General features: G+C 61.0%; 11 protein-coding genes. 3 read left to right on the forward strand and 8 right to left on the reverse strand.

What is annotated here, in order from left to right; all coding sequences use genetic code 11:
• Nucleotides 1–100 precede the first annotated feature (100 nt).
• Nucleotides 101–949 carry a YihY/virulence factor BrkB family protein gene (locus ACQK2M_RS19995; RefSeq protein ID WP_425419240.1) on the forward strand — a complete coding sequence of 283 codons (849 nt, stop codon included), beginning with the start codon at nucleotides 101–103 and terminating at the stop codon, nucleotides 947–949.
• Here the strand turns inward: ACQK2M_RS19995 and sbmA are convergent.
• Nucleotides 938–2233: a peptide antibiotic transporter SbmA gene (sbmA, locus tag ACQK2M_RS20000; RefSeq protein ID WP_425419241.1), complete on the reverse strand. Its 1296-nt coding sequence runs from the start codon at nucleotides 2231–2233 to the stop codon at nucleotides 938–940. The two genes, ACQK2M_RS19995 and sbmA, sit on opposite strands and share 12 nt — an antisense overlap.
• A gap of 139 nt (nucleotides 2234–2372) precedes the next feature.
• Nucleotides 2373–3587, reverse strand: coding sequence for a polyhydroxyalkanoate depolymerase (locus ACQK2M_RS20005; protein ID WP_425419242.1), 1215 nt, complete (start codon nucleotides 3585–3587; stop codon nucleotides 2373–2375).
• A gap of 116 nt (nucleotides 3588–3703) precedes the next feature.
• Between ACQK2M_RS20005 and ACQK2M_RS20010 the strand changes: the two genes are divergently transcribed.
• The gene (locus ACQK2M_RS20010; protein ID WP_425419243.1) at nucleotides 3704–4360 is read left to right on the forward strand and encodes a glutathione S-transferase; all 657 of its coding nucleotides are present in this window, start codon (nucleotides 3704–3706) and stop codon (nucleotides 4358–4360) included.
• A 17-nt stretch (nucleotides 4361–4377) separates the two neighbouring features.
• Here the strand turns inward: ACQK2M_RS20010 and pcaF are convergent, their stop codons facing one another.
• The 5 genes from pcaF to ACQK2M_RS20035 all read right to left on the reverse strand — a co-directional run bounded on the left by pcaF (nucleotide 4378) and on the right by ACQK2M_RS20035 (nucleotide 10014).
• Entirely contained in the window at nucleotides 4378–5580 is a 1203-nt protein-coding gene (gene pcaF, locus ACQK2M_RS20015; RefSeq protein ID WP_425419244.1) for a 3-oxoadipyl-CoA thiolase, read from the reverse strand.
• Nucleotides 5581–5795: 215 nt separating this feature from the next.
• A complete protein-coding gene (locus tag ACQK2M_RS20020) occupies nucleotides 5796–7208 on the reverse strand; it encodes a sensor domain-containing diguanylate cyclase (RefSeq protein ID WP_238484375.1) in 1413 nt (470 codons plus the stop codon).
• A 209-nt stretch (nucleotides 7209–7417) separates the two neighbouring features.
• Nucleotides 7418–8191, reverse strand: a complete 774-nt coding sequence (locus tag ACQK2M_RS20025) for an ABC transporter ATP-binding protein (protein ID WP_223478471.1) — start codon at nucleotides 8189–8191, stop codon at nucleotides 7418–7420.
• A gap of 36 nt (nucleotides 8192–8227) precedes the next feature.
• Nucleotides 8228–9034, reverse strand: a complete 807-nt coding sequence (locus tag ACQK2M_RS20030; protein WP_425419245.1) for an ABC transporter permease — start codon at nucleotides 9032–9034, stop codon at nucleotides 8228–8230.
• Nucleotides 9031–10014: an ABC transporter substrate-binding protein gene (locus tag ACQK2M_RS20035; protein WP_425419246.1), complete on the reverse strand. Its 984-nt coding sequence runs from the start codon at nucleotides 10012–10014 to the stop codon at nucleotides 9031–9033. Before ACQK2M_RS20035 ends, ACQK2M_RS20030 begins: the two co-directional genes overlap by 4 nt.
• A 272-nt stretch (nucleotides 10015–10286) precedes the next feature.
• Here ACQK2M_RS20035 and ACQK2M_RS20040 point away from each other — a divergent pair, with 272 nt between their 5' ends.
• On the forward strand, nucleotides 10287–11033 hold the full coding sequence (locus ACQK2M_RS20040; RefSeq protein WP_425419247.1) for a TSUP family transporter: 747 nt from the start codon (nucleotides 10287–10289) through the stop codon (nucleotides 11031–11033).
• A gap of 67 nt (nucleotides 11034–11100) precedes the next feature.
• On the opposite strand, the gene ACQK2M_RS20045 is transcribed toward ACQK2M_RS20040, so the two are convergent.
• Complete coding sequence (locus tag ACQK2M_RS20045) at nucleotides 11101–11901, reverse strand: alpha/beta fold hydrolase (RefSeq protein WP_425419248.1); 801 nt, start codon at nucleotides 11899–11901, stop codon at nucleotides 11101–11103.
• Nucleotides 11902–11908: the final 7 nt, after the last annotated feature.

Here is an 11908-nt window from a genome sequence, read left to right on the forward strand (position 1 = left end):
ACGCGCGCGCGCGAATTCTCCTCTCATGCATGGACGCGGTCATGGCGCCAATTCGCCTCTCGAAATCCCCCCACGTGGCTGGTTCGATATAGGAACCAGCGTGTTCCAGAAGGTCGGAGAAGACAATGTCAGCCTGATAGCGGCCGGCATCGCCTTTTACGGCCTGCTTGCGGTTTTTCCCGGCATCACCGCGTGTATGGCGATCGCCGGGCTGGTGGCCGAGCCGTCGACCATCGTTCACCAACTCGAAAGCTTCGGTCAGTTGCTTCCCCAACAGGCGGCCGCAATCATCGTCGGACAGGCGACTGAGGTCGCCGGATCGCGTGAAGGCGGTCTGGGACTTGCCGCGCTGGCTGGTGTGCTGATCGCGATCTACTCCTCGTCCAAGGGCATTCGCAGCATTATCGCGGGGCTGAACGTCGCTTTCGACGTGAAGGAGCGCCGCAACATCATCAGCCAGTATTGGCTGACATTCGTTATGACGCTTTTCCTGATCGTCGGCTTTCTCGTGGCCATTGCAGCCACGATTGTCCTGCCGGCGGTCTTCGCGGTGCTTCCGCTGGCGCGCGGGACCGAGACGTTCGTCTCGTTCCTTCCCTGGCCGATCCTGCTCGCATTCGCGGTCCTTGGCCTGTCGCTGATCTATCGCTTCGGGCCGAACCGTCCGAAGACGCGCTGGCGCTGGATCACGCCCGGCGCCGCCATCGCCTGTCTTCTGTGGCTTGGCGCGTCGGTGATGTTTTCCGTCTATGTGCGCAATTTCGCCAGCTACAACGAAACCTTCGGGTCTCTGGGCGGGGTGGTGATCCTGCTGATGTGGCTGTGGCTTTCGGCTTTCGTCATTCTGCTCGGCGCGGAGATCGACTCGGAAATGGAATCGCATGCCAAGACCGACCCCGTTGAGGGATCGGCCCCGTCGACCGGAAACAGCGTGGGATCAGACGCCTGATCCCATGGTCTCCGTACCGTCGCCGTCCGGCGCGCCATGCATCTTCAGCCATTCCTTGTCGATGTCCGGCAGATCCTCGCCGGTGATGGCCGCCTCGAAAGCCTTCAGGCGTTTGTAGATCGACAGAAGTTCGACGATCGTCGTCCAGGAATTGACGAGATACTGGAACGAGTTCGAGACCTGATTGAATGCGGTCAGGACCTGCTGCATGATGCCGAACGTGAAGCCGACCGTGCCCGCTGCGACGATGGTGGGGATCAGCAGGAAATAGGCGAAGATGTTGTCGGCCTGCAGAAAGAGCGAGCGGAACACGTTGAAATACATGTAGTGGAAATAGAGCCGGAAATAGTTCCGGCGGACGTGGCCGAACAGTTCGCTGACCGTCATCGGCTGCGCGCGATCGAAATCGTCCTCGCCGTAGACGAGTTCCTTGCGGTAGGCCGCCTCGACGCGCTGGTTGCGAAACTCCAGCCCCGGCAGCTTGATGCCGACCGCGGCAAGCAGCACCGTGCCGAAGGTCGACCAGAAGATCACAGCGATGAAGAGCGGTGCCGGAATGTCACCGACAATCGGCAATTCCGTGATGTAGCTGGACAAGGACCAGAGCAGCGGAAGGAACGCGATCAGTGTCATGACGGAATCGATCATCGACACGCCGAGCCCCTCCATGATGCCGGCAAACCGCATCGTGTCTTCCTGCACGCGCTGCGAGGCGCCCTCGATGTGGCGCAGCTGTTTCCAGCGGGCCATGTAGTAGTCGTTCATCGCGGTGCGCCAGCGGAAGATCCAGTGGCTGACGAGGAAGCGGGTCGCGACGAATACGAAAATCGCCATGAAGGCGATCGCCGCGAAAACCCCGATCAGATCGTAGAGCTGAACCGCCGTGACCGTCGAATCGTCCTCGAAGGCGTTTTGCACGAGGTCGAAGAACGGCCGGCGCCAGTTGTTCAGGGCAACCGATATCTGGACGCCGAAATAGGTGGTGAACAGGATCACCGACGAACCGATAATCGACCACCATTGCCAGGGATGCGGCGACCACTTGAACCAGAAGGCGGCGAAGATCACGACCGCGATGACGTAATAGAGGTAAAGCCAGAGGAAGGATGGCGACCAGAAGTACTGGATGCCGACAATGGTCTCGTCTTCCGGGGACGCCACACCGAGGCCGAGATACTGCCCCCAGTTATGCGCCCCTGCATACCAGAGCGTCATGGCGACGGCGGTCCAGAGGATGACCGACAAGAAGAACAGTTTCGGCTTGGGGAAAAAGGATTGGAACACGGAGTTGATCCTCAGTGTGCGGGAATGCGTTGATTCCGATAGTTAAAGCAAATCACGCGAAAAGCCATGTGGCATTGATCACGCGCTATCACGCTACGGTGTGGCGGGAGAATGGCAGCGGTCCCGATCGACGCGTTCGTCAGTCGGTGGCCAGGATCATGTTGCGCACGACGGGATAGATTTCGCGCTCCCAACGCTTTCCGTTGAAGACCCCGTAATGGCCGACATTGGCCTGCAGGTGATGGCGCTTGAGATGCGGCCGCAACGTATTGCAGAGATCATGCGCCGCGGATGTCTGGCCGAGCGCGCAGATGTCGTCTCGTCCGCCCTCGACCGTCAGCAGCGCGGTGTGGCGGATCGCGCCGGGATCGACCTTTTTCCCGCGGTAGGTGAAGTCGCCGGTGGCGAGTTCGGCCTTGTGAAAAATCCGGTCGATCGTTTCGAGATAGAACTCCTCGGTCATGTCGAGGACGGCAAAATACTCGTCGTAGAACGTCTTGATCTTCGCGGCCTCGTCCGTTTCACCCTTCGCAAGGTGATCGTACAGCTTGCGATGCGCGGAGGAGTGCCGGTCGATATTCATCGCCACGAACGCGGCGAGTTGGAGAAAACCCGGATAGACTCCCCGGCCACCACCCGCAAACCGCGCGGGAACCCTCGAAATGACCGAGGTTTCGAACCAGTCGAGCGACTTCGAAACCGCGAACTCGTTGACCTCGGTCGGGCTTTCGCGCGGATCGATCGGGCCCGCCATCAATGTCATCGAGTGCGGGGTTGCCGGGTTCTTCTCCTCCGACATCACCGCGACGGCCACGAGCGCCTGAACGCAGGGCTGACAGACGGCGAGGATGTGCGCGCCGGGGCCGATCTCCTCCAGAAAGCGGATGAGATAGTCCACATAGTCCTCAACACCGAAATCCCCGGCATCCAGCGGCACGTCGCGGGCATTCGTCCAGTCGGTGATATAGACTTCGTGATCCTGAAGAAGCGTCTTCACCGTACCGCGCAGAAGCGTTGCGAAATGGCCGGACAAGGGTGCGACGACAAGCACCCGCGGCTGACGGGTATCGACGTCCTTGGAGAATTTCAGCAGCTTGCCGAAAGGAAGGTCCAGCGCGACCTCCTCGGTCACCGGCACGTCCCTGTTGCCGACACGAACGCTCGTTATGCCGAACTCCGGGCGCTCATGGGTCAACCGGTAGCGCGAGATCAGTTCCCAGGCCGCGGCGAACCCGCGTATGGGCGAGCCCGGCGGCGCCGGTATGTGGCGATAGAGCCCGCCTGTCATGAAGTTCGCGAAATCGCGTATCGGAGTCAGGAAATCATCCTGCAACTGATAGGTCTGGTACAGCATTCGCGGCTTCCGGTCCTCGCCGATTATGTGCGCTGCAAAAAAGCTAGTGCAAATTCGTGTGCGATGCGAGAAGATTATGCCAGCACGGAATTGTCACAAAGGCTTACGGATAATCGATGAGCGGAACCGTCCTGACCATATCCTCCAAGAATTATTCCTCATGGTCTTTGCGCGGCTGGCTGCTGTGCAAGATGGCCGGCCTCGACTTCGAGGAGGAACATGCAGACCTCGACAGTCCGGAAATGCGCCAGGAGCTGCTGCTGCTTTCGCCTTCGGTGCTGGTGCCGCGGCTGAAAAATGAAGGCGTGACCGTGTGGGATACGCTGGCGATCGCAGAATATCTCGCCGAAATTCGCCCCAAGGCGGGCCTCTGGCCGTCCGACATGGTGGCGCGGGCGCATTGCCGGGCCATATCCGGCGAGATGCATTCGGGCTTCGCAAATCTGCGATCCGCCCTGCCGATGAACCTCAAGGCACGGCACAAGTCCTTCAAGATCTTCTCCGGCGCGCGGCCTGACGTGGAGCGCATCAAGGCGATCTGGCGCGAATGCCTGACGACATTTGGCGGGCCGTTCCTGTTCGGCGTGAATCCGACCGTCGCCGACGCGATGTACGCGCCGGTCTGCACGCGGTTCCGGACCTATGCCGTGGACCTCGAGCCGCCGCTGGACGCTTATTGCGAGACCATCTTCAACTGGCCGCTGATGAAGGAATGGGAAGACGGCGCCCTGGCGGAACCGGACGAGATCGTCGAACTCGAAGTGGAATTCTAGGCGCCAGGCTATAGCGCCTAGATCGCCTCCAGCGCGACGGCGATGCCCTGCCCCACGCCCACGCACATCGTCGCCAGCGCGCGCTTTGCGCCGCGTTCGCGCATCTCGATCGCCGCCGTGCCGGTTATCCGCGCGCCGGACATGCCGAGCGGGTGGCCAAGCGCGATCGCGCCGCCATTCGGGTTGACGTGTTCGGCGTCTGTGACGATGCCGAGTTCGCGCAGGACGGCGATGCCCTGGCTGGCAAAGGCCTCGTTCAGTTCGATGATATCGAAGTCCTGCGGCGTCAGGCCCAGCCGGGCGCAGAGTTTCCGCGTCGCCGGCGCAGGGCCGATACCCATGATACGCGGCGGAACGCCGGCCGTCGCGCCGCCCACAATGCGCGCGATCGGCGTCAGCCCGTGCTTTTTCGCAGCAGCCTCGGAGGCGATGATCATAGCCGCCGCTCCGTCATTGACGCCCGATGCATTGCCTGCGGTGACGGTGCCGTTGTCGCGAAACGGTGTGCGCAGCCTGGCCAGCGCTTCCATGGATGTTTCGCGCGGATGTTCGTCGCGATCGACAAGAACCGGATCGCCCTTGCGCTGGGGAATTTCGACCGGGACGATCTCCATGGCAAGGCGGCCATTCTTCTGCGCGGCGGCGGCCTTGGCTTGCGATCGCAGCGCGAAGGCATCCTGATCCTCGCGTGACACGCTGAATTCTTCAGCGACGTTCTCGCCGGTCTCCGGCATGGAATCGACGCCGTATTGCTTCTTCATGACAGGGTTGACGAAGCGCCAGCCGATCGTCGTGTCGTGGATCTCGGCATGACGCGAAAATGCGGCGTCGGCCTTCGGCATGACGAAGGGTGCCCGGCTCATGCTTTCCACGCCACCGGCGATGGCGAAATCCATCTCGCCGGCCCGGATCGCCCGCGCGGCCATGATGACGGCGTCCATGCCCGACCCGCACAACCGGTTGATGCTGGTCCCCGGCACTGTGACCGGCAGTCCGGCAAGCAGGGAACACATGCGCGCAACGTTGCGGTTGTCCTCGCCCGCCTGGTTGGCGCAGCCGTAATAGACATCCTCGACGGCCTCCCAATCGATGCCCGTATTGCGCTCCATCAGCGACCGGATGGGCACCGCGCCAAGATCGTCGGTGCGAACCGCAGACAAAACGCCACCGAAGCGGCCAATCGGTGTGCGGACATAATCGCAGATAAAGGCGTCAGCCATTCGGGTCCTCCCTGGACGTTGATGCAACAGGCCATCGACCCGATAGCCCCGCAGCGTGCGACTTCCAATACCGGCTGAAATGCAACAAGTGAATGCTTGGAATAGAATTTATTATGACAGGATAATCAATTACTTCCCGTGACACGCGTCACGATCCGGAATGCGCCCGATCGCGCTGTCCCCGGGTGGCCCGGGTTCCCTGGCGCGCTTCCGTTTCAGGCCGCGTTGACGTTGCGGGCTGCTTCTTTCCGCTTGGCGGAATAGTATTCCCGCTTCTCCGCATACATCAGGGAATCGGCACGCCGGATGACCGATTCCATGTTCTCGCCGGCTTCGCTGACAGCGGCGCCCAGTGCGATTTCCAGCGGCGCGTCGGAATAGAACTGGTTGTTGATCTTGCGGAGCTTCTGGATGTTTTCCACCATCACCGCAACTTCCAGCCAGCCGCTGCCCGGCATGAGAATGGCGAATTCGTCGCCGCCGATCCTGGCAGCGCAGTTCGGTTGCGAGACCGCTTCGTTCAACACCTCGCCAAGCCTGCGCAACATGTTGTCGCCGGCCTCGTGACCGAGGCTGTCATTGGTTTCCTTCAGCCCGTTCAGGTCGATCAGGATCGCCGCAACCGGACGCAGCGGCTTTCTCTCGAGCCTGTTCAGTTCATCCGTATAGAAAGCGCGATTGTGCAGTTTCGTCAGGACGTCGTGCTTGCCGAGATATTCCAGATAGGCTTCCGCCTTCTTGCGGGCGGTGATGTCGGTCAGCGACACCTGGACGAGGGACCAGTCGTCTTCGTGACCGGGAAATACGGAAAACTGCAGCAGGACGTGGCGCTCCGTCCCGTCCAGCGCATAGTTCACCACCTCCCTGCCATGCAGCAGGTTGCCGTTCCACAACTCGATGAGTTGCTCGCGGAAATGTTGCTCCGTGTTGTCGCCGAAAATTTCCTGCTGCCGCTGAAGCAGCGTCTTGCGATCGGGCGCGCGAAAGAGTTCGAGCGTCGCATTGTTGACCCCGATGACCCGGACCTCGCTCATGCATTGGCGCACGAACTCCGGGTGTACATCCGTAAAGACACGGAAATCGGTGATCCCGCGTTCCCGGATTTCCTCGAGGAGCGTCTTGATCGCGCTGAAATCCTCGACCCAGAGCGAAACGGGGGAATGCTCGAAAATCCCTTCCGCGTATCGGCGCTGCTCTTCCGCGCGGCGACGCGCTTCCTCGCGCGCCGTCACGTCTTCGGTGGTCAGCAGGAGCCGGTCCATCGTCTCCTCGTGGCCGGGCAGAACGGAGCCGCGCAGCTGGATATCGAGACGACGCCCGGAGAGGGTGTAGTTGACGGCGTTGCTGGAAAACTCGCGCGCGCCATCCCAAAGCTGTGCCAGTTCCTCGATATGCGTGGTCAGCATGTCATCCCGGAACACCGAGTCGAGATTGGAGACCAGATGGTCCTGGTCCCTCGCCTCGAAGAGTTCGAGTGTCCGGCGGTTGACCTGCAGCACGCGGATTGCGCTGGAACAGTCGGCGACGCGGGAGAGATCTTCCTTCAGATAGGCACGAAGATCCTGCACGCCTTCAGCGCGCCATTTATCGAAGAAGGCCTTAACGCCGCTGAAATCCTCGATCCACATGGCGACAGGAGCAAGGTCGAAGACCTGCTCTTCATGAATGGCGCTGTTCACGTCGAAATCCCGTAGTTTCTGGTCAATGCAATCGTGACGGGAAAAGGTATCCAAGCCTTTAATTTATCGACTTCAGACAGCGGGAACTCACAGCAATATCTTGTCGCCATCCACATCACCAAGTGAACCGCTGCCACGCCGTCAATCTTGCCGACGGGTCAGGCGTCCAGCGTGTCGTGTATCGTGTCGCGAATCCTTTCGCGATCCACGTCACTGACGTCCGCAGACATCCTGAGATCGAGCGCGATCTCGGCTGGACGTTTCAGCACGACGATCCGGTCGCCAATATCGAAAGCTTCGTCGATCGAGTGGGTAATGAAGACCGCGGTCTTGTTGTTTTCGCGGACGAGGCGCGCGAATTCGGTGCGAAGGCGTCTCGACGTGATTTCGTCGAGCGCCGAGAACGGTTCGTCGCACAACAGGAGCGGCGCATCGGTCGCGAAGGCCCTGCTGATGGAAACGCGTTGGCGCATGCCGCCGGAAAGGGCATGGGGATAGTCGTTTTCGTGTCCCTTGAGGCCAAGCGCATTCAGCCAGTAGAGCGCACGTTCCGTGCGCTCGGCGGCCGATAGCCCCAGCGTCTCAAGTCCGAGTTCCACATTCTTCACGGCACTACGCCATGGAAGCAGTCTGTCGGACTGGAAGACGATCGCCATCTTCCCCCGATACCAGTCGAATTCGCGGAATGGGGAGTGACCCATGACCTCGACCCGGCCATCGGTGGGAGCCATCAGCCCGGAGATCATGTTGAACATGGTCGACTTGCCGCAACCGGTCTTGCCGAGCAGGGCGACGAGCGCGCCCTTGTGGATATCGAGAGAGAGATCGTCTACCGCGACCAGATCGCCGAAGCGCTTCGTCACATTCTGGAACGCGATCTCAACTTCCGCACCCTCAGGCGCGCTGAAACGCATGTCGTCGAGGGATAACATATTGTCTACCTTCGCCAAATTCATGAAACCGGCCCCTTAGCTACGTTCGGATTTTGAACGGTAGCGGAAAGCGAACTGCTCGAACTGCGACAGGATCCACTGGAACAGAAGCACGAAAAAGACCAATTGCAACGTCCAGGCCAGGGCGCCGGCCATGTCGAAAAGTTGCTGTTGCTGCAGCAGTTGATAGCCAACGCCGCCGGAAGACCCGACGAGTTCGGCGACGACAACGACGCGTGACGCGTTGCCCAGATTGACCTTCCATGCTGTGATGACTTCCGGAAGCACGGCCGGCAGCACCATCGCGGTGAAAAACTTCCAGCGCGAGGGGCGGAAGCTCATGACCATTTCCAGAAGGTCCTTGTCCATTCCGCGCAGTGCGCCAACGACCTGAAACGTGAAAGCCGGCAGCGTCGTCATCACCATGATGAAAATGATGCGGAATTCGACCCCGTGAAACCAGATAATCGCGAAAACGACCCATGAGAGCGCCGGGATACCCTGAAAAAAGGTCAGCGTCGGCGTCAAAAGCCGATCGGCCATTCGGGAGTTCGTGATGGCGACGCCGAGAACCGCCCCGAGCAGGAAAGCGCCCGCCAAGCCGCCGAGGATACGCATCGCGGTCGCCAGAACCGACGAAAACTGGGACCAGGTCGTCAGGATATCCCACACCCTCGCAAAAACGTCGATCAGCGAGGGAAACAGGAATGGCGGGAAAAACAGCGAGGCGACCTGCCACGCAGCGGCAATCAGAACAAAGGGTGCGGCGAGCCAGAAGGCCCACCGCACGGTATCGAATACCGAATCGGCATAGGATTGCCGATCGGAAGCAATGTCCCTCATTCGCCGGATGCTCCGTAGATCGTGGCGTCTGTCGGCATTGCGGGCAGGTAATCCAGTTCAACGCCAACCTTGTACACGCTGCGGATTTCCTCCTGCATGTCAGCAGCCAACGCGACATTGAGCCCGAGCCGGTCGTTCTGTTTGATCAGGGTGGTGTAGTTCTTGCGAACATCGTCCGTGCCGTCACCCGCGATGATGGCCGCAGCCTCCTCGGGGTTTTCCCTGACGAACTTGGCAGCATCCGAATAGGCGGCGTAAAGCGCCTCGACGGCTTCCGGGTTCTCTGCCACCCAATCGCGATGCGCGGCGACGCCGAGATACGGGATCTTTTCGGAGCCGGCGAACTCGGACCAGGCACCCTTGATGTTCAGGTCGATCGACCGGATGGCGTCATTCTGCGCGGACAGCGACGTGAAAGCCGGTTCCCACAGCTGGACGGCAGCAGCACGGTCCGCCATCGCATAACCGACGAGGCCGGGAGGCGCGGTGTTGACGGCGGTCACGGAGGAGAGATCGACGCCCTGCTGCGCGGCAAGCCACCTGAACATCTGGTAGTTCGTTGTTCCTGTCGCGGCGGCCAGATCCTTGCCTGCCAGATCCCCGAGAGACTGGACATCGTCACGCGTGGTCACCACGGCGCCCCAGTAATCGAAGAGGTTGAAGAGGTAAGTCGCCTCGACACCGCGCGCTTCGGCCAGGCCCACGGTCAACAGGGCGGCCGAACCGCCGACCTTGAACTCGCCAGAGTTGAACTGCGCGGCATAGGCGTCGGGCGTGCGCTGCTCGAAAGTGATCGAAAGACCATGCGCTTCATCGAAATTCTGGCTTTCGATGATCGGCGGCAGGAAGGCCCCCAGCGACGGCGGCCCGAACACCACGATGGAGACGTCGGTGAGCGCGTCCTGAGCCGCTGCCGGGCCACAAATTGCAAGGCTCGCCGCGATTGCGGTGGCGGACATCAGGTGTTGAATGCTTTTCATATCTTCCTCCCTTTGCCACGCATTCGAAGGCCATGAAAGCGACCCGTCGCGCGTGATGATGAGAAACGTTACAGTCCGATTGCGCAAATTGTCAAATTAATTATAGTTCATTCCAGAAATTGGATCACAAAAATGATACAATCATGCTGCACATGCGAAGGTCAATTGCATCGAATTCCGATTTATCCAACTATTTCAAAGCCTGTGCTGTTCGCACGTGCCACATCGCCTGCGTGGATAAATCAGATTGTCCTATCCCGGAATGATGCACAATGAGCGTCGGCATCGCCATCGCGGGCTTCGTTCTGCTGGCGATCGGGGCTGCGGTGAAGGGAATTCTCGGCATAGGCCTGCCGATGATCGCCATCCCCGGCCTCGCGCTTCTCGTGGGCTTGCCAAAGGCGCTGGCCATTGTCGCGTTGCCCGTGGCCGCGGCCAATCTGGTTCAAATCTGGCAGTTTCGCCGCTCTGTGCCCGATCGGAAAATTCTTCTGCCGTTCATTGTCGCGGGCGGGATCGGAACGGCACTGGGCACGTCTCTTCTCATCAGCGTTGCCGAAGTCCTGCTCGAGGTCGGGCTCGCGGCCATCCTGGCCATCTATATCGCGATGCGGCTCATGGCGCCTACGTTGACGCTGCAATCACAGGTCGCGCGACGCCTCGCCGCTCCGGTCGGGTTCGCCGCAGGCCTCTTGCACGGGTTCACCGGCATCTCGGGCCCGATCGGAATCACCTATTTCCACGCGCAGCGGCCGACGCGGCCGGAATTTATCTTTTCAACCGGCGCCATGTTTTTCGTTTTCACCGCCGTACAGGTCCCGGTGCTCGGCATGACGGGACTTTATTCGGGCGGCATTCTCACGACCGGGTTTCTCGCCCTGCCCGCGGTTGCCTTCGGCCTTTGGGTCGGCAATGTCCTGGCGCGCCGAATTCCGATCAAGCTCTTCGACAATCTGGTGCTTGGGGTTTTGGGCTGGACCGCCCTCGCGCTGCTGTGGCGCGCGTATCATGGCGGTTAGGCCGCCGCGCGGAACCTTCCGGGATCAGCCGCGCTGCCCCGGAGATCCCACAGTAACGGCGCGCGGGTCAGCCTTTTTGCGCCTCGCATTTTGCGACGAAGGTTTCCAGCGCTGCCGCGAAGGCGTCGGATGCCTCGATGGCGGAAACATGCGCCGCGTCGAGAACGACCATATTCGCGCCTGACGCCAGCCTCACCATCTCCTCCGACCGGGAGACGGGGGCGGATTGGTCATGTGCTCCGGCGATGACAAGCGTGGGACCTGCCCAGGCCGAAAGGGCCGCTGTCGTGTCCCCGCTCTCCAGTGCATGACATGCCGCCGCATAGCCCTCGGGCGGCATTGCTTCCAGCATGGCGCGCACGCGCGCGGTCTCCTGCGGATGCGAATTGCGCCAGCCCTTGGTGAGCCAGCGCTCGAGCGTCGGCGAAACGAGATCGGCGTACCTCCCCTCGCGGGCCGCAAGCGCACGCTCGCGCCACATCTCGACAGGAGGGAAATTGACGGCGGTATTGGCAAGCACCAGCCCGGCCACGCGTTCCGGTGCCTGATCGGCGAGATGCATCGCGGTCATGCCGCCAAGCGAGAGGCCGCACAGCACCGCGCTTTCGATATTTTCCGCGTCCATCACCGCCAGCGCATCCGCCGCGAGGTCTTCGACCGTAAGCGGCGATGCCGGGATATCGGAAACACCGTGTCCGCGCGCATCAAAGGCGACCGTCAACCGGTCAAGCCGCGCCCGCACTGCGTCCCACATGGTGTGATCGGCGGCGAAGGAATTGAGGAACAATACCGGCAGCCCGCCGCCATCGCTGCGCGAAACAGCCAGCCCGTGGCCCTCCGGCGTCGTTATCCTGTGTGTATCTCCCACCGCTCGT

It is taken from the genome of Oricola indica (assembly GCF_965227485.1).
GTDB classification, from domain to species: Bacteria; Pseudomonadota; Alphaproteobacteria; order Rhizobiales; family Rhizobiaceae; genus Oricola; species Oricola indica.